Here is a 21,197-nt window from a genome sequence, read left to right on the forward strand (position 1 = left end):
GTTTTTTATGTCCGTGTGTGGCGCCTGCCGTGCGGCAGGCTTGGCGTCAGCCCGGATAGAGGGCGCCGAGCACGCGGTTGCCGGCCGCACCGGTGACCGTCGCGAGATTGCCTGGCTGGCGTGCGGTGAAGCGGTACGCGAGCCACGCGAACGCGAGCGCCTCGACCTGTTGCGGCGGCACGCCGAGCGCGGCCGTCGTATCGACCGTGGCCTGCATGCCGGCCTCGCGCAGCGCGTGACGGAGCGCGTCGAGCAGCACCGGATTGCGCGCGCCGCCGCCGCACACGAAGACGGCCTTGCAGCCGGGTGCGTGCTGCGCGACCTCGCGGGCGACCGAGACGGCGGTGAGCGCCGTGAGGGTCGCCTGCACGTCCTCCGGCGCGACCTGCGAGAACGCGGCGAGCTTTGTGTCGAGCCACGCGGGATTGAACAGGTCGCGTCCGGTGCTTTTCGGCGGCGGCGCGGCGAAATACGGTTCGTCGAGCAGCGCGTCGAGCAGCGGCGCGTGCACGGTGCCGCGCGCGGCGAACTTGCCGCCGTCGTCGTACGGCTTGCCGAGATGGCGGGTCGCCCACGCGTCGATCAGCGCATTCGCGGGGCCGCAGTCGAAGCCGCGCACGTCGCCGCTTTCGCCGGGCAGGATCGTGATGTTGCTGATCCCGCCGAGATTGCAGACGACACGCGTCTCGCCGGGCGTACCGAACACCGTCGCATGGAACGCCGGCGCGAGCGGCGCGCCGTGGCCGCTGGCGGCCACGTCGCGGCTGCGGAAATCGGCGATCACGTCGACATGGGTCAGCTCGGCGAGCAGCGCCGGGTTGTTGAGTTGCCGCGTATAGCCGCGCTCGGGGCGATGGCGTACCGTCTGGCCGTGTACGCCGATCGCGCGAATCTCGTCGCGCGACAGCCCGGCGGTGCGCTGCAATTCGTGGCAGCACACCGCGTAGCGCGTGACGAGCGCGTTCGCCGCGAGCGATTCGCGGTCGATCTCGTTGTCGCCGGGCTGCTGCAGCGCGAACAGCGCGTCGCGCAGCGATTGCGCGAAACCGACGAACGCTTCCGCGAGCACAGCCGGCGCCTTGCCGGTCTCGAAACGCACGGCGACGCCGTCGACGCCGTCCATGCTGGTTCCCGACATCAGCCCGAAGTAGATGCCGTCGGCCGGATGGGCGTTTTGCGGCTGTCGTTGCGGCACGTTGGGTTCTCCTGGATCGTGCGGCGCGGGCCGGTGCCGCGCGCCTTGCGCCCGATTATCCGCGCAACGTGACGTGCCGTTAAGCGATGCGCGCGCAAGTTATGGGAAAATCCCTGTTTTTGCGACATTTCTTCCTGGCACCGATGAGCACCGAACCCAGTTCCAAGCCTGTTTTCCCGATTACCGACGAAGTCCGGCATGCGCTCGCCGTCACGAAGCGCGGCGTCGACGAGCTGCTGATCGAGGAAGAGTTCGCGCAGAAGCTCGCGCGCAGCGCGGCCACCGGCACGCCGCTTCGCATCAAGCTCGGCCTTGACCCGACCGCGCCTGACATCCACATCGGCCACACGGTCGTGCTGAACAAGATGCGTCAGCTGCAGGACCTCGGCCACACGGTGATCTTCCTGATCGGCGATTTCACGTCGCTGATCGGCGATCCGTCGGGCCGCAACGCGACGCGCCCGCCGCTCACGCGCGAGCAGATCGAGTCGAATGCGAAGACCTACTTCGAGCAGGCCGCTCTCGTGCTCGATCGCGAAAAGACCGAGATCCGCTACAACAGCGAATGGTCGATGCCGCTCGGCGCGGACGGGATGATCAAGCTTGCGTCGCGCTATACGGTCGCGCGGATCCTCGAGCGCGAGGACTTCACGAAGCGCTTCCAGGGTGGCGTGCCGATCTCGATCCACGAATTCCTGTACCCGCTGATGCAGGGCTACGATTCGGTGGCGCTGAACGCCGATCTCGAACTCGGCGGCACCGATCAGAAGTTCAACCTGCTGGTCGGCCGCGAACTGCAGAAGCAGTACGGCCAGGAACAGCAGTGCATCCTGACGATGCCGCTGCTCGAAGGCCTCGACGGCGTCGAGAAGATGTCGAAGTCGAAGGGCAACTACGTCGGCATCAGCGAGAAGCCGACCGACATGTTCGGCAAGCTGATGAGCATTTCGGACACGCTGATGTGGCGTTACTTCGAACTGCTGTCGTTCCGCAGTCTCAACGAGATCGCCGGCTTCAAGCGCGAGGCCGAAGGCGGCCGCAACCCGCGCGATTTCAAGGTGCTGCTCGCGCAGGAAATCGTCGCGCGGTTCCATTCGCAGACCGACGCCGAGCGCGCGCTCGAGGACTTCAATCACCGCGCGAAGGGCGGCGTGCCGGACGACATTCCGTCGGTTACGCTCGCCGGCGCGCCGCTGGCGATCGGCCAGTTGCTGAAGCAGGCCGGCCTCGTGCCGTCGACGAGCGAAGCGCTGCGCAACATCGAGCAGGGCGGTGTGAAGATCGACGGCGCGACCGTGTCGGACAAGGGCCTGAAGGTCGAGGCCGGCGAGTTCGTCGTGCAGGTCGGCAAGCGCCGCTTCGCGCGCGTCACGCTGACCGCATGATCGCGCTGATCCAGCGCGTGAAGCGCGCCGACGTGCGCGTCGGCGACCGCACGACGGGCGAGATCGGCGCGGGCCTGCTCGCGCTGGTCTGCGCGGAGCGCGGCGACACCGACGCGGCGGCCGACAAGTTGCTGGCGAAGATGCTCGGCTACCGCGTGTTCAGTGACGCGGCCGGCAAGATGAACCTACCGGTGTCGAATATCGACGGCGCGGGCCGCGCGGGCGGCCTGCTGCTCGTGTCGCAGTTCACGCTGGCGGCCGATACCAACAGCGGGCTGCGCCCGAGCTTCACGCCGGCCGCACCGCCCGACGAAGGCGCGCGGCTGTTCGACTATTTCGTCGCGGCCGCGCGGGCGCGCCATCCCGTCGTCGAGACGGGCGAGTTCGGCGCCGACATGCAGGTATCGCTCGTCAACGACGGCCCCGTGACGTTCTGGCTGCAAGTGCGGCCCTGATTCTTCCCCGGAGACGCGCCGCGATGGCCACCACGCAGATTCTTTTCATCCGCCATGGCGAGACGGCCTGGAACCGCATCAAGCGCATCCAGGGTCATATCGACATCCCGCTGGCCGACACGGGTCTCGCGCAGGCGCAGCGGCTGGCCGCGCGGCTCGAACGAGAGGCGAGCGAGGGCGCACGAATCGACGCGGTCTATTCGAGCGACCTGGTGCGCGCGCAGCAGACCGCGCAACCCTTTGCCGATTCGCTCGGGCTGCCGCTGCAGTTGCGGGACGGGTTGCGCGAACGCTCGTACGGCGCATTCCAGGGGCATGACAGCACCGAGATCGAGACGCTGTTTCCGGACGCGTATGCGGCCTGGCAGACGCGCGATCCGGGCTTCGCGCCGGAAGGCGGCGAGTCGCAGCGTGCGTTCTATCACCGCGTGCTGCATGCGCTCGAGCCGATCGTCGCCGCGCATCCGGGCGGCCGGATCGCGTGCGTCGCGCATGGCGGCGTGCTCGATTGCGTGTACCGTTTTGCGAACGGTCTCGATCTGTCGGCGCCGCGCAATTACCAACTGCTCAATACGAGCATCAACGTCGTCGATTACGTGGATGGCCGCGCGCAGGTCGTGCAGTGGGCCGACGTGTCGCACCTGGGCGCCGAGAGCGACGACGACGGCTATCGCAAGGTGCTCTGAGCACGCGGGGCCGCCCGGCATTCCCTTCCTCCTGCGTGACGCTTACTGTGGCAGCGCGTGGCGCGTCTTGTAGTCGAGCGCGTATGCGATCTTGCCGGGCTGGTCGGCCGTGATCGGCTGGCGTAGCTTGTCGAATTCCCCGTTGTTGTATTTCTTCCCGCCGTTGATCGCATCGGCGCGCACGAGGTCGGCGCCCGTCTTGCCGTCGATCACGGGGGCCGTGGCCGCGACCATGCGCGTCGACGCATTCCAGGCCGCATTCACGTAGCCCGTGTCGGCCTTCGCCGGATCGGGGGCGGTCGTGCCCGCACACGCGCTTTTCCATTTGCCCGGTTGCGGCGTGACGGTGGCGGGCGGCGCGGGCGTCGTCGTGGTGCCGCCGGACGGCGTTGGGGTGTCCGTACGCACGACGGCGGCAACATCGTTGCCTCGGCAGGCGGACAGGGCGAAGACCGCGGACAGGCTGGCGGCAAGGACGAAGCGGATCGGCAGGCGTGGCATCGCGGGCATCGGATGTCGGTAGGGTGGCGGGACACCGCGCGGGTCACGGAAGGGCGGGACGTGCAGCACGTGCGACCGTGCGCAGGTGCAGGCCCGTCAGCTTGTCACAGGTATTTGAAATGAAATTGAAATAATCGGGAGAGGCTGATCGTCAGGCGGGTGGGGCGCCGTCGGGTGGGGGCGCGCTCGCGCGACGGCGCGCACGCTTCGACGCGCCGTTGACGAGCGCCCAGCGCAGTACGGGTGCGACGGCACGTACGCCGGGCCGGACCACCGCGCGCCGCAACGGCGCGAACGTCGACACGCCGAGCATGCGCTGCGCCCACGGCGGCAGCAGGTCGATCCCGGCATGCATCATCAGCGACGCGGCCGGCCGCAGCGCGGGCTTCGCGACCGGCACATTCAGCAGGATGGCCATCACGTCGAAGGTACGCGGCCCGGCTTCGAGTTCCGGCTGCATGCGCGCGAGATACGCGGCGACCTCGGCGCGCGAATGCGGCACCTCTTGTGCGCCTAGCATTTCGGCGATCAGCGCCGTTTCGGCGTAATAGCGGTCCTGCAATTCGCCCGACAGCGCCGGATTCACGTAGCACAGATGCGCGGCGAGGAAGCTCGATACTTCCGCGATATGCACCCAGGTCAGCAACGCCGGATCGTCGGCACGGTACGGCCGACCGTCGGGCGCGGTACCCGATACGCGCGAGTGGATCGATTTCACGCGCTCGATCAGCGCGAGTGCGTCCGCGCGACTGCCGAACGTCGTGCCCGTGATGAACGTGGCGGTGCGCCGCAAGCGGCCGAGAATGTCGGTGCGAAACGACGAGTGATCCCAGACGCCCGCGAGCGCGAGCGGATGGAGCGCCTGCAGCAGCAGCGCGGCGATGCCGCCTGTCATCATCGACGTGAAGTCGGCATGCACGCGCCAGCAGACGGCATCGGGGCCGAACAGCCCGGGATCGCCGGGCGGGGAAGAGAGATCGAGCGACGGGCCGCCGCCGCCCGCGGTCAGGTGCGTGATGCCGGCCACGAGGCGCTTGCGGATCGGCTCGGCCCAGCGCGGGCCCGGTGCGGGTGCGGCGGGGTGGCGGCTAGGCGGCGTCGTCATGGCTGGCGTGGCTCGGGCGGCCGGTTACTTCCCGGCGGGCGTATCCCACATGCCGCGTTCGGCGCTGCCGGCGTCGGGCGCGGAGAGCCCGAAGTGGCGGTACGTGAGCAGCGTCGCGACGCGCCCGCGCGGCGTGCGCTGCAGGAAGCCCTGCTGGATCAGGTACGGCTCGAGCACGTCCTCGATCGTGTCGCGCTCCTCGCCGATCGCGGCTGCCAGGTTGTCGATGCCGACCGGGCCACCGTCGAACTTGTACAGGATCGCTTCGAGCAGCTTGCGGTCCATCAGGTCGAAGCCGACCGGATCGACGTCGAGCATCGCGAGCGCGGCATCGGCCACCGCCGCGGTGATCTGGCCGTCGGCCTTTACCTCCGCGAAGTCGCGCACGCGGCGCAGCAGCCGGTTCGCGATCCGCGGCGTGCCGCGCGAGCGCTTCGCGATTTCCAGCGCCCCGTTCGGATCGATCTGCGCGTTCAGCAGCGACGCCGAGCGTCGCACGATACGCGACAGTTGATCGGCGTCGTAGAACTCGAGGCGCGAGACGATCCCGAAACGGTCGCGCAGCGGGTTGGTCAGCATCCCCGCGCGGGTGGTCGCGCCGACGAGCGTGAACGGCTGCAGGTCGAGCTTCACGCTGCGCGCGGCCGGACCTTCGCCGATCATGATGTCGATCTGGTAATCCTCGAGTGCCGGATACAGGATTTCCTCGACGACCGGCGACAGCCGGTGGATCTCGTCGATGAACAGCACGTCGTTCGCTTCGAGGTTCGTCAGCAGCGCGGCGAGATCGCCCGCGCGCTCGAGCACGGGGCCCGACGTCTGGCGCAGGTTCACGCCCATCTCGCGCGCGATGATGTGTGCGAGTGTCGTCTTGCCGAGACCCGGCGGCCCGAACAGCAGCACGTGGTCGAGTGGCTCGGAGCGGCGCTTGGCGGCTTCGATGAAGATCTCGAGCTGGCCGCGCACCTTTTCCTGGCCGACGTAGTCGTCGAGCTGGCGCGGCCGCAGCGCGCGTTCGAACACCTCCTCGTGCGACGAGGTGGGCGTGGCGGCGATGATCCGCTGCTCGGTGGCGAGTTTGTCGGTTTCAATCATGCGGCCATTGTACCGCGCGCCGCTCGCGGTCCGAACTGGCCGGGCGGCCGACTGGCGCGCGCCGCGCGGCGGCGCGACACTGCGTCCGACAGTCGGTTCTGGCAGGCGTTACGCCTTCGACAGTGCCTTCAGCGCGAGCTTGATGCCTTCGGACACGCCGGTGCCGGCCGGCACGTTCTTGATCGCAGCGAGGCCTTCCTTTTCGGAGTAGCCGAGCGCGAGCAGCGCGTTGAGGATGTCGGTCGCGTGGTCGGACGCCGACGCGGCCCCGGCGAGCGCGCCGAGGTCGGCGCCGAGCTTGCCCTTCAGCTCGAGCAGCAGGCGCTCGGCCGTCTTCTTGCCGATGCCTGGCAGGCGCGTGAGGCGCGCGGCGTCCTGCATCGTTACGGCCTGCGCGAGCTCCTGCACGCTCATGCCGGACAGCACGGCGAGCGCCATGCGTGCGCCGATGCCGGTGATCTTCAGCAGCTCGCGGAAGGTCGTGCGCTCCTGCGGCGTCAGGAAGCCGTACAGCAGGTGCGCGTCCTCGCGGACGATCTGCTGCGTGAGCAGCACGACGCGCTCGCCCGTCTGCGGCAGGTTGTAGAAGGTGCTCATCGGCACGTCGATTTCGTAGCCGACGCCGTTGCAGTCGACGAGCAGGTGAGGTGGGTTCTTTTCGAGCAGGATGCCGGCGATGCGACCGATCATGGATGGCGGGATGCGAGGAAGAAAGCGCGAGTGTAGCGCACGCGCGGCGCAATGCCGATGGGCTTCGCCGTCAGGCCGATGCGGTGCGTGTCGCGTGTGCGCCGCGCGCGGGCAAAACAGTCATCCGGTGTGCCGGGCGACGGTGCGCGCCGGCATCAGCCGACCAGCCGCCCGCGCCGCACACGCAGCCCTTTCTTCGCGAGCGCCGGTGCGAGGCCGCCGAGCGTGCTGAGCGTGTTGCCGCCGTGCGCATGGCAGATCGCCATGCCGAGCGCGTCGGCCGCGTCGGAACCCGGTTGTCCGGAGAGGTTGAGCAGCCGCGTGACCATTTCCTGCATCTGCGTCTTGGTCGCGCGGCCGTAGCCGACGACGGCCTGCTTGAGCTGCAGCGCCGTGTATTCGGCGACCGGCAGCCCGCCCGCGACGAGGCCGCAGATCGCGGCGCCGCGCGCCTGGCCGAGCAGCAGCGTCGACTGCGGGTTCACGTTGACGAACACCTTTTCGATCGCGGCCTGGTCGGGCGCATGTTCGCGCACGATCGTCGACACGCCCTGGAAGATCGTGCCGAGCCGGGTGGCCAGGTCGGCCGTCGGCGTGCGGATCACACCGCTCGTGACATAGGCGAGCCGGTGGCCGCTGACGTCGATGACGCCGAAGCCGGTGACGCGCAGGCCGGGGTCGATGCCGAGAATTCGCATGAGTGAGGAGAGATGCGTGATGCAGCGATACTACAACGAATGGTGCGGCGAGCCGGCCGCAAGGTCGCGCGCGACGGCGCCGCGCAATAACAAACCCGGCGGGTGCGACGCCGCCGGGTTGTCGTGCAACGGCCGCGCGGGCCGCGTGCGATCAGTGACGGAAGTGGCGCACGCCCGTCAGGATCATCGCGATGTTGTGCTCGTCCGCTGCCGCGATCACTTCGTCGTCGCGCACCGAGCCGCCCGGCTGGATCACGCAGGTCGCGCCGGCCGCCACGACGACGTCGAGGCCGTCGCGGAACGGGAAGAACGCATCCGACGCGACGGCCGAACCGGCCAGCGTCAGGCCCGCGTTCTGCGCCTTGATGCTCGCGATGCGCGCGGAATCGACACGGCTCATCTGGCCCGCGCCGACGCCGAGCGTCATGCCGTTGCCGCAGAACACGATCGCGTTCGACTTCACGTACTTCGCGACGCGCCAGGCGAACAGCAGGTCGTCCATTTCCTTCGGCGTCGGGTGGCGCTTCGTGACCACGCGCAGCTCGTGCGGCTGCACGTTCTTCGAATCGAGCGACTGCACGAGCAGGCCGCCGCCCACGCGCTTCAGGTCGAATGCGTTATGGCCGTCGCCGAGTGCGATTTCGAGCAGGCGCACGTTCTGCTTCGCGGCGAACACCTGCTTCGCGGCGTCGGAGAACGACGGTGCGATCAGCACTTCGACGAACTGCTTCGCAACCGCTTGCGCGGCCGCTTCGTCGACTTCGCGGTTGAACGCGATGATGCCGCCGAATGCCGACGTCGGATCGGTCTGGAACGCCTTCGCGTACGCGTCGGCCGAGTCGTTGCCGACCGCGACGCCGCACGGGTTCGCATGCTTGATGATCACGCAGGCCGGCGCGTCGAACGTCTTCACGCATTCCCACGCCGCGTCCGAATCCGCGATGTTGTTGTACGACAGTTCCTTGCCCTGCAGCTGGCGGTAGTTCGCGAGTGCGCCGGCCGGCGTCGCGATGTCGCGGTAGAACGCCGCGCTCTGGTGCGGGTTCTCGCCGTAGCGCAGGTCCTGCACCTTGTCGAACGCCATGTTCAGCGTTGCCGGGTACGCATTGCGCGATGCGTGCTTCAGCTCGTCGGTCAGGCTCGTCAGGTAGTTCGTGATCGCGCCGTCGTATTGCGCGGTGTGCGCGAACACCTTCGTCGCAAGGCGGAAGTTGGTCGGGTAGCCGACCGTGTTGCCGTTCGCCTTCATCTCGTCGAGTACGACCGCGTAGTCGGCCGGATCGACGACGACCGTCACGTCGCGGTGGTTCTTCGCGGCCGAGCGCAGCATCGTCGGGCCGCCGATGTCGATGTTCTCGATCGCGTCGGCGAGCGTGCAGTCGTCCTTCGCGATCGTCGCGACGAACGGGTACAGGTTCACGACGAGCAGGTCGATCGTCGGGATGCCGTGCTGTTCCAGCGCCTGCATGTGCTCGGGCAGGTCGCGGCGGGCGAGGATGCCGCCGTGCACCTTCGGGTGGAGCGTCTTCACGCGCCCATCGAGCATTTCCGGAAAGCCCGTGTAGTCGGCCACTTCGGTAACGGGCAGGCCCGCGTCGGCGAGCAGTTTCGCGGTGCCGCCGGTCGACAGCAGCTTGACGCCGAGGTCGGACAGCGACTTCGCGAAGTCGACGATGCCGGTCTTGTCGGAAACGGAAATGAGCGCTTGCTTGATCATGATGGAACCACCAATAGCCTGGGAAACGGGGACGGGGCGGCCGACTACAGCAGGCCGTGCTGCTGCAGCTTCTTGCGCAGCGTATTGCGGTTGATGCCGAGGTACTCCGCGGCGAGCGACTGGTTGCCGCCTGCCTGTACGAGCACGACCTCGAGCATCGGCTTTTCGACGCAGGACATCACCATTTCGTAGACGTCGTGCGGATTGGAGCCGTCTAGATCCCGGAAATACACGTCCAGGCTCTCGCGGACACATTGTTCGATGTTGTGCTTGCTCATGCTGCTAACTGGTTATGGTCGTCCGACTCGCCCTGGCCGTTTTCCTCTTCGTCATCGACGTAGACGAGATGGTCCGACAGCGCCTTTTGCGCCTCGAAGAATGCATTGACGGCGGCGAGTTGCTCGCGGGAGGAATCGAGCGTGTTCATCCTGTGCCGGAACCCGTTGGCACCGGAAAGGCCGCGAGTGTACCAGCCGATGTGCTTGCGCGCAGTACGGACTCCCGTGAATTCACCATAGAAAGCGTAGTGGTCTTCCAGGTGTTCGTTCATCACGTGCTGGATCTCGTCGATCAGCGGCGGGGGCAGCAGCTCGCCGGTTTGCAGGAAATGATCGATTTCGCGGAACAGCCACGGCCGACCTTGCGCGGCGCGACCGATCATCAGCGCGTCGGCACCGGTTGCATCGAGCACGGCCTTCGCTTTTGCGGGCGACGTGATGTCGCCGTTCGCGACGACCGGAATCCGCACGGCTGCCTTCACGGCCGCGATGGTGTCGTATTCGGCGTCGCCGCGGTAGAGATCAGCGCGCGTGCGGCCGTGCACGGTGAGCATCGAGATGCCGGCGGCTTCGGCCAGGCGCGCGACCGTGATCGCGTTCTTGTGCTCGCGGTCCCAGCCGGTGCGGATCTTCAGCGTGACGGGCACCGCATCGGGCCCCGTGCCGACCGCCGCGACGACGGCCTCGACGATCCGCTGCACGAGCGGCTCGTTCTGCAGCAGCGCGGAGCCGGCCGCGACGTTGCAGACCTTCTTTGCCGGGCAGCCCATGTTGATGTCGATGATCTGCGCGCCGTTGTCCACGTTGTAGCGGGCCGCTTCGGCCATCATCGCCGGATCGGCGCCGGCGATCTGCACCGCGATCGGCTCCACTTCGCCTTCGTGGTTCGCGCGCCGCATCGTCTTCGCGCTTTTCCACAGCTGCGCGTTGGACGCGACCATCTCGGACACGGCGTAACCGGCCCCCAGCCGCTTGCACAGCTGGCGGAACGGACGATCCGTCACCCCGGCCATCGGGGCGACGAACAGGTTGTTACGCAATACGTGAGAGCCGATAACGGGCATTGCAATGGCACCGCCCGCGACCGGCGCGGGCATGAAAAAGGCGGAGGGAAAACGCGCATTTTACCGTATTCCCATGCCCCGCCGATTTGACCCGGTTTGTGTGGTCCGGCGCGGGCGCACCGTACGGTGCGCCGCGCGTCAATTGCGCTGGCCGAACATCATCTGGCGCGCGATCGCCTTCTTGAGCGGCGGCACGAATTCGAGCGCGGTGAGCGCGGCGCCGCGCAGCAGCGGGAGCGGGCCCGCGTCGATCGTAAACAGTCGTGCAAGCGTGTCGGTCGCACCGATCGTGAAGCGCCGGTCGAGCGCGCGGCGCGCGTTGAAGGTTGCAAGTGCGGTCGCATCGAAGCCTTGCGAGGACAACGTGTCGACGAGCGTATGCGCGTCGCGCAGCCCGAGGTTGAGCCCCTGGCCCGCGACGGGGTGCAGGGTTTGCGCGGCATTGCCGACGATCGCGACGCGGCCGCTGACGAGCGTTTGCGCGGCGTTCAGCCCGAGCGGGAACGATGCCCGGCCCGCGATCGCGACGAACTGGCCCATGCGTTCGCCGAACGCGCTGCCGAGCTCGCGCAGGAACGCGTCGTCGGGCAGCGCCGCGCGGCGCGCCGCTTCGTCCGGCGTGCAGCACCAGACGAGCGCGTAGTCGGCCTGGCGCGGCCCGCCGAGCGGCAGCAGCGCGAGCGGGCCTTCGTGCGTGAAACGCTCCCATGCGACATTCGGGCGCGGCGCCGATACCGTGACCGTGCCGACGAGCGCGGTCTGCCCGTAGTCGCGGCGATGCTTGCCGGCGTCGGCGTGCTGTTCGTGGAACAGCCCGCCTTCGGCGTTGATGACGATGCGCGCGCGCAGCGTGCGTTCGCCCTGCGGGCCGTCGAGCGTCAGCGTGACGCCGTCGGTGTCCTGCCGCGGCGCGCGCGCGGTGGTCGACGTGAGCCAGTCGACGCGCGTGCCGCGCACGGCGTCCGCAAGCGCCTGCACCAGCGAGCCGTAGCGCACGACATAGCCGAGCGCGGCGAGGTCGTGCTCGTCGCGGTCGATCAGCGTGCGGCCGAAATGGCCGCGCTGCGACACGTGGATATGTTCGATCGGCGTCGCGTCGGCAGGCCACGCGAGCGTGTCGAGCAGCACGCGGCTGCCGTGCGACACGGCGATCGCGCGCGGGTCGTTCATGCTCGCGGCCGGTTCGCGCGCATCGATCAGCGCGATCGACGCGTGCTGCGTTGCGCTGCGGCGCGCGAGCCAGCCGGCGAGCGCGAGCCCGACAGGGCCCGCGCCGACGATGGCGAGGTCGTAGTCCGGCGTGGCCGGGGAAGAAGCGGTCGTCATCTTGATTCGTGAAACGGAGGTAACGGTCGGCAGCGGCCGGTCATGCGTCCGCGCGCATCAGCGCTTCGATCTCGGCGGCCGCGACGGGCACGCCGCGCGTGATCAGCTCGCAGCCGTGCTCGCGCACGATTGCGTCGTCCTCGATGCGGATGCCGATGTTCCAGTACTCGGGCGGCACGTCGTCGGCTGCGCGCACATACAGGCCGGGCTCGACCGTCAGCGTCATGCCGGGTTTCAGCGTGCGCCACGGCAGCGCGCCGTTGCCGTCGCGCTCGGCGAGCCGCTCGCGGTAGTCGCCGCAGTCATGCACGTCCATTCCGAGCCAGTGGCCCGTGCGGTGCATGTAGAAACGCGTGTACGCTCGCTCGACGATCACGTCGTCGACGTTCGAGAAGCGCGCTTTCGGGATGATGCCGGTGTCGAGCAGCCCCTGCGCGAGCACGCGCACGGCCGCATCGTGCGGCACTTCGAACGGCACGCCCGCGCGCGTCGCATCGATCGCGGCCTGCTGCGCGGCGAGCACGATGTCGTACAGCGCGCGCTGCGCGGGCGAGAAGCGCCCGTTGGCCGGGAACGTGCGCGTGATGTCCGACGCGTAGCCGTCGAGTTCGCACGCGGCGTCGATCAGGATCAGGTCGCCGTCCTGCGCGGCCGCGTTGCCGGCCGGGTAGTGCAGCACGCACGCGTTCGCGCCGGCCGCGACGATCGAGCCGTACGCGGGCGCCTGCGCGCCGTGCTTGCGGAACGTATACAGCAGCTCGGCCTCGAGTTCGTATTCGCGGATGCCGGGGCGGCACGCCTGCATCGCGCGGCGGTGCGCGAGCGCGGAGATGTGCGCGGCGCGCATCATGATCGCGAGTTCGTGCTCGTCTTTCACGAGCCGCATGTCGTCGACGAGCGGCGTGAGGTCGAGCATCGCGTCCGGCGCGGCGACGCCCGTGCGCGCCTGCGCGCGCACCGCGTCGAGCCAGCCCGCGAGCTGCCGGTCGAAGTCGGCCGAGGCGCCGAACCGGTAATGCACGGTGCCCGCGTCGGCGAGCAGGCGCGGCATCTCGGTGTCGATCACGTCGACCGCGAACGCCGTGTCGAAACCGAACGCGTCGCGCGCGGCTTCGGGCCCGTAGTGGAAGCCTTCCCAGATCTCGCGATCGACGTTCTTGCCGCGGCAGAACAGGATCGACTCCGGCGCGCCGTGCGGCGCGGCCGCGGTCAGCACGAGCACGGCATCCGGCTCGGTGAAGCCCGTCAGGTAATGGAAGTAGCTGTCGTACCGGTACGGGTAGGCCGTATCGCGGTTGCGCAGCAGTTCCGGCGCGGTGGGGATGATGGCGACGCCGCCGCCGGCGGCGCGCAGTGCGGCAAGCACGCGTTCACGGCGCTGGCGGTAGACGTCGACGGCGATGGCGGGTTCGAGGGGCGCATTCATCGTGCGATTGTAGCGCCGCCGGACGCGGCGCGTGAGAGGGCGGCCAAGCGCTGCGCCGGAAGGCCCGCGTGGCGGCTGTTGCAAACCATCCACAGGCCGGCCGGGCGATTTTCTACCGCGCGACGCTGGCCGGTTATGATCGGCGACAACGTATACTCTCGGCGGTTCCCTTAAAAAGGCAGATGATGAAATTAATCGGTTCGCTCAGCAGCCCGTACGTCCGAAAGGCGCGGATCGTGCTCGCTGAAAAGAAGATCGACTACAAGCTGGAGCTCGAGAACGTGTGGGCGCCGGAGACGGATATTCATGCATCGAATCCGCTCGGCAAGGTCCCGTGCCTCGTGATGGAGGATGGTGCCGCGGTGTTCGATTCCCGCGTGATCTGCGAATACGTCGATACGCTGTCGCCGGTCGGCAAGCTGATTCCGCCGTCGGGCCGCGAGCGCGTCGAAGTGCGCTGCTGGGAAGCATTGGGCGACGGCGTGCTCGACGCGGCGGTCGCGATTCGTCTCGAACACACGATGCGCGACGAGGTGCAGCGCAGCGCAAGCTGGATCGCGCGCCAGCAGCGCAAGATCGACGATGCGCTCGTTGCGATGTCACAGGGTCTTGGCGGCAAGACGTGGTGCGTCGGTAATCATTACTCGCTCGCCGACATCGCGCTCGGCTGCGCGCTCGGCTATCTCGACTTCCGGATGCCCGAGGTCAACTGGCGCGATCGCCACCCGAACCTCGACAAGCACTTCGTGAAGCTGCTGCAGCGGCAATCGTTCGCCGACACGCTGCCGCAGAACTGAGCCGCTGCCGGCCACGCATTCACGCCACGCAGTCGCACATTCGGCAGACGAAAGAAAAGCGCCCCGCAGGGCGCTTTTCTTTTTGCCGGGCCGCCCGGCAGCCGGGCGGTCGCGAGCCTCACTCGATCGACGCGTACACGGCCTCGCCGAGCGTGAACGAATCGCTGCGTGCAATCGGCCACCACTTGTCGTACAGCGAGAAGCCGCAATGGTTGCCGTCGAGCAGCGCGCCGGGCTTCAGGTACTTCAGCAACTGCGACATCAGCCGGACCTCGTGCGGCGCGATGCGCTGCACGATGTGATGCGCGCGCAGCTCGGACGGATGCGCGAGGCCGGCCGCCTGCACGAGTTCCTGCAGCGCGTGCAGCGTATTGCGGTGGAAGTTGTACACGCGGTCGGCCTTGTCGGGCACGACGAGCGCGCGCTGGCGCACCGGGTCCTGCGTCGCGACGCCGGTCGGGCAGCGGCCCGTGTGGCAGGTCTGCGCCTGGATGCAGCCGACCGCGAACATGAAGCCGCGCGCCGAGTTCACCCAGTCCGCGCCGATCGCGAGCGTGCGCGCGACGTCGAACGCGGAGATGATCTTGCCGCTCGCGCCGATCTTCACGCGGTCGCGCACGCCGATCCCGACGAGCGTGTTGTGCACGAGCAGCAGCCCTTCCTGCAGCGGCACGCCGACGTGGTCGGTGAATTCGAGCGGCGCCGCGCCCGTGCCGCCTTCCGCGCCGTCGACGACGATGAAGTCCGGCACGATGCCCGTTTCGACCATCGCCTTCGCGATCCCGAAGAATTCCCACGGATGGCCGACGCACAGCTTGAAGCCGGTCGGCTTGCCGCCCGACAGCGTGCGCAGGCGCTCGACGAATTCAAGCAGCCCGCGCGGCGTCGAGAATTCCGAATGCGTCGCGGGCGAGATGCAGTCCTTGCCCATCGGCACGCCGCGCGTCTCGGCGATTTCCGGCGTGATCTTCGCGGCCGGCAGCACGCCGCCGTGGCCGGGCTTCGCGCCCTGCGACAGCTTTACCTCGATCATCTTGACCTGCGGATCGGCGGCCTGCTTCGCGAACTTGTCGGGGTTGAACGTGCCGTCGTCGTTGCGGCAGCCGAAGTAGCCCGACGCGATTTCCCAGATGATGTCGCCGCCGTTCTCGCGGTGGTACTTCGACAGCGAGCCTTCGCCGGTGTCGTGCGCGAAACCGCCTTTCTTCGCGCCGAGGTTCAGCGAGCGGATCGCGTTCGCGGACAGCGAGCCGAAGCTCATCGCCGAGATGTTGAAGATCGAAATGTCGTAGGGTTGCGCGCGATTCGTGCCGACGCGGATGCGGAAATCGTGGTTCGGCAGTTTCGTCGGTGCAAGCGAGTGGCTGATCCATTCGTGCGCGACGGCCTTCACGTTCAGCTCGGTGCCGTACGGGCGATTGTCGGCGACGTTCTTCGCGCGCTGGTAGACGAGGCTGCGCTGCGCGCGCGAGAACGGTTTCTCGTCGGTGTCGTCCTCGACGAAGTACTGGCGGATCTCGGGGCGGATGAACTCGAACAGGAAGCGGAAGTGGCCCCAGAGCGGATAGTTGCGCAGGATCGCGTGGCGGTCCTGCTTCAGGTCGTACAGGCCGAGCGCGACGAGGGCGGCGGGGATCAGGATCCACAGCCAGGAGAGTGCGTGAGTCGACGCGAGCGCGGCCGTCGCGGCGAGCAGCAGCACGGCACACCACATCGCCAGATAGCGTCTTGAAAGCATGGGGACTCCGTAAGAATCTTGAAATACCGCCATGCGTACGCTGCGCGGCGGCACGCCGGCCTCGGCGGAATCGTGTTCCGTCGGGCGCGGCGTGCCGCAAGTCTAAACCGAATAGGTGTCAGCGTGCTTCGGCGAGCGCCGGTGCGTGGCCTTCCGCGGCTGCGGCCTGGCCGTGCCGGCCGGTTGCCGCGAACTCGATGATGCCGCCGCCGAGACAGATCTCGCCGTCGTACAGCACGGCCGACTGGCCGGGCGTGACGGCCCATTGCGCGTCGTCGAACGCGAGCGAGAAGCGCTCGCCGCCGGCATGCGCGAACGTGCACGCGGCATCGGCCTGCCGGTAGCGCGTCTTCGCGCCGCACGCGAAGCCTTCCGCCGGCGGCTCGCCGGCGACCCAGCTCACGTTGCCGGCGACGAGCTGCCGCGACAGCAGCCACGGATGATCGTGGCCCTGCACGACATACAGCGTGTTCGACGCGATGTCCTTCGCGGCGACGAACCACGGCTCGCCGCTGCCGCTCTTGCTGCCGCCGAGGCCGATGCCCTTGCGCTGGCCGAACGTGTAGAACGCGAGGCCGATGTGCTCGCCGACGACCTTGCCGTCGGGCGTCTTCATCGGGCCGGGTTTCGTCGGCAGGTAGCGGTTCAGGAAATCGCGGAACGGCCGTTCGCCGATGAAGCAGATGCCGGTCGAATCCTTCTTCTTCGCGTTCGGCAGCCCGATCTGCGCGGCGATCTCGCGCACCTTGGTCTTCGGGATCTCGCCGAGCGGGAACATCGTCTTCGACAGTTGCGCCTGGTTCAGCCGGTGCAGGAAGTACGACTGGTCTTTCGTGTGATCGAACGCCTTCAGCAGTTCGAAACGCCCGTCGCGCTCGCGCACGCGTGCATAGTGGCCGGTCGCGATCATTTCCGCGTCGAGCGACATCGCGTGATCGAGGAATGCCTTGAACTTGATCTCGGCGTTGCACAGCACGTCGGGGTTCGGCGTGCGGCCGGCCGAGTATTCGCGCAGGAACTCGGCGAACACGCGGTCCTTGTATTCCGCTGCGAAGTTGACGGCTTCCACGTCGATGCCGATCAGGTCGGCCACCGACACGACGTCGATCCAGTCCTGGCGCGTCGAGCAGTATTCACCGTCGTCGTCGTCTTCCCAGTTCTTCATGAACAGGCCGACCACGTCGTAGCCCTGTTCCTTCAGCAGCCACGCGGTCACCGACGAATCGACGCCGCCCGACATGCCCACCACTACACGGCGCTTGCTCATTTGCTGACCGCCTGACGTTCGAATGCCTCGGGGCGCGGCGCGACCGAATGCGTGTGCACGAAATCGAGCGGAATGCGCCGCCCGGCGAGATAGTCGTCGACGCAGCGCATCACCGCGGGCGAGCGATGGCGCTCGCTGCATGCGCGCAGTTCGTCGGCCGTCAACCACAGCGTGCGGACGATGCCGTCGTCGAGCACGTGGCCCGCGACCGGCTCGCCGGCCGTGCCGCAGAACGTGAAGCGCAGGTAGGTCGCACCGGCGCTGCCGGGACGGTCGTAGTGCGCGAGATAGACGCCGACGAGCGCGTCGGGCGTGAACGGGTGCGCGGTTTCCTCGAGCGTCTCGCGGATCACGGCGTCGGCCAGCGTTTCGCCGGCCTCGAGATGGCCGGCCGGCTGGTTGATGCGCAGGCCCGTCGAGGTTTCTTCCTCGATCACGAGAAAACGGCCGGCGTGCTCGACGAGCGCGGCGACCGTCACATGCGGGGTCCAGATTTCGGGTTTCATGGTTCGGCATTTTACCGGTTGCGCCCGAACGCTGCCCGGCATCTCGTTAGACGAATCCGACCCTCGCAGATCGTCCGTCCCGCCGATGCGTGGCGCCACGGGCCAGGCTGATGTCGCATTCGAGCACGATCGTGCGGAATGTGCTGGCGCAACCATCGCTTTCGGTTAAAGTGCAGCGTGAACGCCGTTGCCCGTGAGCCGGTAAGTCAGCCTGTCCGGCTCGTTGTGCAGTAAAAATCGCAAGAAAAGAAATACTGACAATGACTGGAGGAACCGACGATGCATATTGGAGTGCCTGCCGAGACGCGGGCGAACGAGGCGCGTGTGGCTGCGACGCCGGAAACCGTGAAGAAATACGCGGCTGCCGGCCATCGCGTCAGTATCGCGAAAGGGGCCGGCGTCGCAGCCAGCTATCCCGACCAGGCCTATGCGGCCGCCGGTGCCGAGCTGACCGACCAGTCGGCCGCTTTTGATGCCGACATCGTGCTGAAGGTCCAGGCGCCCACCGACGCGGAACTGCCATCGCTGAAGCGCGGCTCCGTGCTGGTCGGCATGCTCGAGCCGTTCAACGGCGAGCAGGCGGCGAAACTCGCGGCGGCCGGCGTGACGGGCTTCGCGCTCGAAGCCGCGCCGCGCACGACGCGTGCGCAGAGCCTCGACGTGCTGTCGTCGCAGGCGAACATCGCGGGCTACAAGGCCGTGCTCGTCGCCGCGGCGCTGTATCCGCGCTTCTTCCCGATGCTGATGACGGCCGCGGGCACCGTGAAGGCCGCGCGCGTGCTGATTCTCGGCGCGGGCGTCGCGGGTCTGCAGGCGATCGCGACCGCGAAGCGGCTGGGTGCCGTGATCGAGGCGTCCGACGTGCGGCCGGCCGTGAAGGAGCAGATCGAGTCGCTCGGCGCGAAATTCCTCGACGTCCCGTTCGAAACCGACGAAGAACGCGAGGCCGCGCAGGGCGTCGGCGGTTATGCACGCCCGATGCCGCCGTCGTGGCTCGGCCGCCAGGCCGCGCTCGTGCACGAGCGCGCGAAGCAGGCCGACATCGTGATCACCACCGCGCTGATTCCCGGGCGCCCGGCGCCGACGCTGATCTCGGTCGAAACCGCGCAGTCGATGAAGCCGGGCTCGGTGCTCGTCGATCTCGCGGCCGGCCGCGGCCCGGAATTCGACGGCAGGAAGAGCGGCAACTGCCCGCTGACGGTCGCCGACCAGGTGATCGTGCACAACGGCGTGACGATTGCCGGCTACACGAACCTCGCATCGATGGTCGCGTCGGACGCGTCGGCGCTGTACGCGCGCAACCTGCTCGACTTCATGAAGCTGATCGTCACGAAGGAAGGCACGCTGAACATCGACCTGACCGACGACATCGTCGCCGCGACGCTGTTGTGCCGCGACGGCGAAGTGACGCGCAAATAACGGAGGAGACCATGGAAGTCATCAATCACACGGTGATCAACGTGATCATCTTCGTGCTGGCGGTGTACGTCGGCTACCACGTCGTCTGGAACGTCACGCCGGCGCTGCATACGCCGCTGATGGCCGTGACCAACGCGATCTCGGCGATCGTGATCGTCGGCGCGATGCTCGCGGCGGCGCTCACCGTCGGCGTGACCGGCAAGTTCTTCGGCACGCTCGCGGTCGCGCTCGCGGCCGTCAACGTGTTCGGCGGCTTTCTCGTGACGAGGCGAATGCTCGAGATGTTCCGCAAGAAGGAGCCCAAGCGTGTCGAGGGCGGCAAGGAGGGCGCGCGATGAGCATGAACGTCGTTACGCTGCTGTACCTCGTCGCATCGGTGTGCTTCATCCAGGCGCTGAAGGGGCTGTCGAACCCGAAGAGCGCGCGCCGCGGCAACCTGTTCGGGATGGTCGGGATGGCCATCGCGATCCTCACGACGGTCGCGCTGATCGTCAAGCAGGCGGCCTGGCTCGGCGCGAACCTGCCGCTCGGCATCGCGCTGGTGCTCGGCGCGCTGATCGTCGGCGGCGGTGTCGGTGCGTTCGTCGCCGCGCGCGTCGAGATGACGAAGATGCCGGAGCTCGTCGCGGCGATGCACTCGCTGATCGGTCTCGCAGCCGTGTGCATCGCGTATGCGGTGGTGTCCGAGCCGGAAGCGTTCGGGCTCGTGCCGCAGGACGCCGTCGCGTCGAACTTCATCCCGTACGGCAACCGCGTCGAGCTGTTCATCGGCACGTTCGTCGGCGCGATCACGTTCTCCGGGTCGGTGATCGCGTTCGGCAAGCTGTCAGGCAAGTACAAGTTCCGGCTGTTCCAGGGCGCGCCGGTCGTGTATGCGGGCCAGCACCTGATCAACCTGATGCTCGCGATCGCAATGCTCGGCTTCGGCATCCTGTTCGTCATCACGCAGGCGTGGCTGCCGTTCATCATCATGACGGCGATCGCGTTCGTGCTCGGCGTGCTGATCATCATCCCGATCGGCGGCGCGGACATGCCGGTGGTCGTGTCGATGCTGAACTCGTACTCCGGGTGGGCGGCGGCCGGCATCGGCTTCTCGCTGAACAATGCGATGCTGATCATCGCCGGCTCGCTGGTCGGCTCGTCGGGTGCGATCCTGTCGTACATCATGTGCCACGCGATGAACCGCTCGTTCTTCAACGTGATCCTCGGCGGCTTCGGCGGCGAGGCGGCGGCCGGCGGCGCGGCGGGCGCGCAGGAGCAGCGCCCGGTGAAGTCGGGTTCGGCCGACGACGCGGCGTTCATGCTCGGCAACGCGGAATCGATCGTGATCGTGCCGGGCTACGGGCTGGCCGTCGCCCGCGCGCAGCACGCGCTGAAGGAGCTGACCGACAAGCTGATCGAGAAGGGCGTCGACGTGCGCTATGCGATCCACCCGGTTGCCGGGCGGATGCCGGGGCACATGAACGTGCTGCTCGCGGAAGCGGAAGTGCCGTACGACATCGTGTTCGAGATGGAGGACATCAACGGCGAGTTGGGCCAGGCCGACGTGGTGCTCGTGCTCGGCGCGAACGACGTGGTGAACCCGGCCGCGAAGAACGATCCGAAATCGCCGATCGCGGGGATGCCGATCATCGAGGCGTACAAGGCGCGCACGGTGATCGTCAACAAGCGTTCGATGGCGGCCGGCTACGCTGGCCTCGACAACGACCTGTTCTACATGGACAAGACGATGATGGTGTTCGGCGATGCGAAGAAGGTCATCGAGGACATGGTGAAGGCCGTCGATTAACGCACGCACCGGCAACTCGGGCGCCTGCTTCAACGCAGGGCGGCCCGACCGGACAGGCCC

The 21,197-nt window shown here is 67.9% G+C and carries 20 protein-coding genes and 1 pseudogene; 7 read left to right on the top strand and 14 right to left on the bottom strand.

Annotation, left to right across the window (positions count from 1 at the left end; genetic code table 11):
- Positions 1-46 precede the first annotated feature (46 nt).
- The gene (locus tag OEJ37_RS29375; protein ID WP_175919081.1) at positions 47-1,195 is read right to left on the bottom strand and encodes an anhydro-N-acetylmuramic acid kinase; all 1,149 of its coding nucleotides are present in this window, start codon (positions 1,193-1,195) and stop codon (positions 47-49) included.
- Positions 1,196-1,338: 143 nt separating this feature from the next.
- On the opposite strand from OEJ37_RS29375, the gene tyrS reads away from it, so the two are divergent.
- From tyrS to OEJ37_RS29390, 3 genes are read left to right on the top strand one after another with little or no spacing between them, the layout of a single operon-like run.
- Positions 1,339-2,580, top strand: a complete 1,242-nt coding sequence (gene tyrS, locus OEJ37_RS29380) for a tyrosine--tRNA ligase (RefSeq protein ID WP_175947251.1) — start codon at positions 1,339-1,341, stop codon at positions 2,578-2,580.
- Positions 2,577-3,035 carry a D-aminoacyl-tRNA deacylase gene (gene dtd, locus OEJ37_RS29385; RefSeq protein WP_034182741.1) on the top strand — a complete coding sequence of 153 codons (459 nt, stop codon included), beginning with the start codon at positions 2,577-2,579 and terminating at the stop codon, positions 3,033-3,035. The genes tyrS and dtd overlap by 4 nt, the downstream gene beginning before the upstream one ends.
- A 23-nt stretch (positions 3,036-3,058) precedes the next feature.
- On the top strand, positions 3,059-3,721 hold the full coding sequence (locus OEJ37_RS29390) for a histidine phosphatase family protein (RefSeq protein ID WP_263347999.1): 663 nt from the start codon (positions 3,059-3,061) through the stop codon (positions 3,719-3,721).
- 42 nt (positions 3,722-3,763) lie between these two features.
- Here OEJ37_RS29390 and OEJ37_RS29395 read toward each other — a convergent pair.
- From OEJ37_RS29395 to OEJ37_RS29440, 10 genes and pseudogenes are all read right to left on the bottom strand, one after another.
- A pseudogene (locus tag OEJ37_RS29395) lies at positions 3,764-4,030 on the bottom strand (chromosome partitioning protein ParB); the annotation flags it as partial.
- Positions 4,031-4,373: 343 nt separating this feature from the next.
- Complete coding sequence (locus tag OEJ37_RS29400; RefSeq protein WP_175919079.1) at positions 4,374-5,327, bottom strand: oxygenase MpaB family protein; 954 nt, start codon at positions 5,325-5,327, stop codon at positions 4,374-4,376.
- A gap of 24 nt (positions 5,328-5,351) precedes the next feature.
- Positions 5,352-6,422: a Holliday junction branch migration DNA helicase RuvB gene (ruvB, locus tag OEJ37_RS29405; protein WP_111015292.1), complete on the bottom strand. Its 1,071-nt coding sequence runs from the start codon at positions 6,420-6,422 to the stop codon at positions 5,352-5,354.
- A 108-nt stretch (positions 6,423-6,530) separates the two neighbouring features.
- Positions 6,531-7,112 (bottom strand): Holliday junction branch migration protein RuvA, encoded by a 582-nt coding sequence (ruvA, locus tag OEJ37_RS29410; protein WP_006401679.1) that lies wholly within the window; start codon positions 7,110-7,112, stop codon positions 6,531-6,533.
- 155 nt (positions 7,113-7,267) lie between these two features.
- Positions 7,268-7,810 (bottom strand): crossover junction endodeoxyribonuclease RuvC, encoded by a 543-nt coding sequence (gene ruvC, locus OEJ37_RS29415; RefSeq protein WP_034182746.1) that lies wholly within the window; start codon positions 7,808-7,810, stop codon positions 7,268-7,270.
- 151 nt (positions 7,811-7,961) lie between these two features.
- The gene (gene purH / locus OEJ37_RS29420; RefSeq protein ID WP_152859077.1) at positions 7,962-9,527 is read right to left on the bottom strand and encodes a bifunctional phosphoribosylaminoimidazolecarboxamide formyltransferase/IMP cyclohydrolase; all 1,566 of its coding nucleotides are present in this window, start codon (positions 9,525-9,527) and stop codon (positions 7,962-7,964) included.
- Positions 9,528-9,571: 44 nt separating this feature from the next.
- Positions 9,572-9,805, bottom strand: coding sequence for a Fis family transcriptional regulator (locus OEJ37_RS29425; RefSeq protein ID WP_006476892.1), 234 nt, complete (start codon positions 9,803-9,805; stop codon positions 9,572-9,574).
- A complete protein-coding gene (gene dusB, locus OEJ37_RS29430) occupies positions 9,802-10,869 on the bottom strand; it encodes a tRNA dihydrouridine synthase DusB (protein ID WP_174421738.1) in 1,068 nt (355 codons plus the stop codon). The genes OEJ37_RS29425 and dusB overlap by 4 nt, the downstream gene beginning before the upstream one ends.
- A gap of 138 nt (positions 10,870-11,007) precedes the next feature.
- A complete protein-coding gene (locus OEJ37_RS29435; protein ID WP_263348004.1) occupies positions 11,008-12,195 on the bottom strand; it encodes a UbiH/UbiF/VisC/COQ6 family ubiquinone biosynthesis hydroxylase in 1,188 nt (395 codons plus the stop codon).
- Positions 12,196-12,235: 40 nt separating this feature from the next.
- The gene (locus tag OEJ37_RS29440) at positions 12,236-13,621 is read right to left on the bottom strand and encodes an aminopeptidase P N-terminal domain-containing protein (RefSeq protein ID WP_263348007.1); all 1,386 of its coding nucleotides are present in this window, start codon (positions 13,619-13,621) and stop codon (positions 12,236-12,238) included.
- A 185-nt stretch (positions 13,622-13,806) separates the two neighbouring features.
- Between OEJ37_RS29440 and OEJ37_RS29445 the strand changes: the two genes are divergently transcribed.
- Positions 13,807-14,418, top strand: coding sequence for a glutathione S-transferase family protein (locus tag OEJ37_RS29445; RefSeq protein WP_034183409.1), 612 nt, complete (start codon positions 13,807-13,809; stop codon positions 14,416-14,418).
- A gap of 118 nt (positions 14,419-14,536) precedes the next feature.
- Here the strand turns inward: OEJ37_RS29445 and OEJ37_RS29450 are convergent, their stop codons facing one another.
- From OEJ37_RS29450 to OEJ37_RS29460, 3 genes are all read right to left on the bottom strand, one after another.
- Positions 14,537-16,156 carry an FMN-binding glutamate synthase family protein gene (locus tag OEJ37_RS29450; protein WP_263348009.1) on the bottom strand — a complete coding sequence of 540 codons (1,620 nt, stop codon included), beginning with the start codon at positions 16,154-16,156 and terminating at the stop codon, positions 14,537-14,539.
- Between the two features lie 118 nt (positions 16,157-16,274).
- Entirely contained in the window at positions 16,275-17,423 is a 1,149-nt protein-coding gene (gene mnmA / locus OEJ37_RS29455; RefSeq protein WP_263348012.1) for a tRNA 2-thiouridine(34) synthase MnmA, read from the bottom strand.
- Positions 17,420-17,929 carry an NUDIX hydrolase gene (locus OEJ37_RS29460; RefSeq protein ID WP_174421743.1) on the bottom strand — a complete coding sequence of 170 codons (510 nt, stop codon included), beginning with the start codon at positions 17,927-17,929 and terminating at the stop codon, positions 17,420-17,422. Before OEJ37_RS29460 ends, mnmA begins: the two co-directional genes overlap by 4 nt.
- A gap of 279 nt (positions 17,930-18,208) precedes the next feature.
- On the opposite strand from OEJ37_RS29460, the gene OEJ37_RS29465 reads away from it, so the two are divergent.
- The 3 genes from OEJ37_RS29465 to OEJ37_RS29475 are packed head-to-tail and all read left to right on the top strand — an operon-like array spanning position 18,209 to position 21,137.
- Complete coding sequence (locus OEJ37_RS29465; protein ID WP_034182753.1) at positions 18,209-19,348, top strand: Re/Si-specific NAD(P)(+) transhydrogenase subunit alpha; 1,140 nt, start codon at positions 18,209-18,211, stop codon at positions 19,346-19,348.
- An 11-nt stretch (positions 19,349-19,359) separates the two neighbouring features.
- Complete coding sequence (locus tag OEJ37_RS29470) at positions 19,360-19,686, top strand: NAD(P) transhydrogenase subunit alpha (RefSeq protein ID WP_034182754.1); 327 nt, start codon at positions 19,360-19,362, stop codon at positions 19,684-19,686.
- Positions 19,683-21,137, top strand: coding sequence for an NAD(P)(+) transhydrogenase (Re/Si-specific) subunit beta (locus tag OEJ37_RS29475; protein ID WP_175919074.1), 1,455 nt, complete (start codon positions 19,683-19,685; stop codon positions 21,135-21,137). Before OEJ37_RS29470 ends, OEJ37_RS29475 begins: the two co-directional genes overlap by 4 nt.
- The last annotated feature ends 60 nt before the right edge of the window (positions 21,138-21,197 follow it).

This window comes from Burkholderia sp. BKH01 (genome assembly GCF_025685725.1).
Taxonomy (GTDB): Bacteria; Pseudomonadota; Gammaproteobacteria; order Burkholderiales; family Burkholderiaceae; genus Burkholderia; species Burkholderia pyrrocinia_C.

Excerpts from the sequence above, each read along its gene's own strand:
- tyrS (WP_175947251.1), top strand. The coding sequence starts at position 1,339 with ATGAGCACCGAACCCAGTTCCAAGCCTGTTTTCCCGATTACCGACGAA.
- dtd (WP_034182741.1), top strand. The coding sequence starts at position 2,577 with ATGATCGCGCTGATCCAGCGCGTGAAGCGCGCCGACGTGCGCGTCGGC.
- OEJ37_RS29390 (WP_263347999.1), top strand. The coding sequence starts at position 3,059 with ATGGCCACCACGCAGATTCTTTTCATCCGCCATGGCGAGACGGCCTGG.
- OEJ37_RS29400 (WP_175919079.1), bottom strand. The coding sequence starts at position 5,327 with ATGACGACGCCGCCTAGCCGCCACCCCGCCGCACCCGCACCGGGCCCG.
- ruvB (WP_111015292.1), bottom strand. The coding sequence starts at position 6,422 with ATGATTGAAACCGACAAACTCGCCACCGAGCAGCGGATCATCGCCGCC.
- ruvA (WP_006401679.1), bottom strand. The coding sequence starts at position 7,112 with ATGATCGGTCGCATCGCCGGCATCCTGCTCGAAAAGAACCCACCTCAC.
- ruvC (WP_034182746.1), bottom strand. The coding sequence starts at position 7,810 with ATGCGAATTCTCGGCATCGACCCCGGCCTGCGCGTCACCGGCTTCGGC.
- purH (WP_152859077.1), bottom strand. The coding sequence starts at position 9,527 with ATGATCAAGCAAGCGCTCATTTCCGTTTCCGACAAGACCGGCATCGTC.
- OEJ37_RS29425 (WP_006476892.1), bottom strand. The coding sequence starts at position 9,805 with ATGAGCAAGCACAACATCGAACAATGTGTCCGCGAGAGCCTGGACGTG.
- dusB (WP_174421738.1), bottom strand. The coding sequence starts at position 10,869 with ATGCCCGTTATCGGCTCTCACGTATTGCGTAACAACCTGTTCGTCGCC.
- OEJ37_RS29435 (WP_263348004.1), bottom strand. The coding sequence starts at position 12,195 with ATGACGACCGCTTCTTCCCCGGCCACGCCGGACTACGACCTCGCCATC.
- OEJ37_RS29440 (WP_263348007.1), bottom strand. The coding sequence starts at position 13,621 with ATGAATGCGCCCCTCGAACCCGCCATCGCCGTCGACGTCTACCGCCAG.
- OEJ37_RS29445 (WP_034183409.1), top strand. The coding sequence starts at position 13,807 with ATGAAATTAATCGGTTCGCTCAGCAGCCCGTACGTCCGAAAGGCGCGG.
- OEJ37_RS29450 (WP_263348009.1), bottom strand. The coding sequence starts at position 16,156 with ATGCTTTCAAGACGCTATCTGGCGATGTGGTGTGCCGTGCTGCTGCTC.
- mnmA (WP_263348012.1), bottom strand. The coding sequence starts at position 17,423 with ATGAGCAAGCGCCGTGTAGTGGTGGGCATGTCGGGCGGCGTCGATTCG.
- OEJ37_RS29460 (WP_174421743.1), bottom strand. The coding sequence starts at position 17,929 with ATGAAACCCGAAATCTGGACCCCGCATGTGACGGTCGCCGCGCTCGTC.
- OEJ37_RS29465 (WP_034182753.1), top strand. The coding sequence starts at position 18,209 with ATGCATATTGGAGTGCCTGCCGAGACGCGGGCGAACGAGGCGCGTGTG.
- OEJ37_RS29470 (WP_034182754.1), top strand. The coding sequence starts at position 19,360 with ATGGAAGTCATCAATCACACGGTGATCAACGTGATCATCTTCGTGCTG.
- OEJ37_RS29475 (WP_175919074.1), top strand. The coding sequence starts at position 19,683 with ATGAGCATGAACGTCGTTACGCTGCTGTACCTCGTCGCATCGGTGTGC.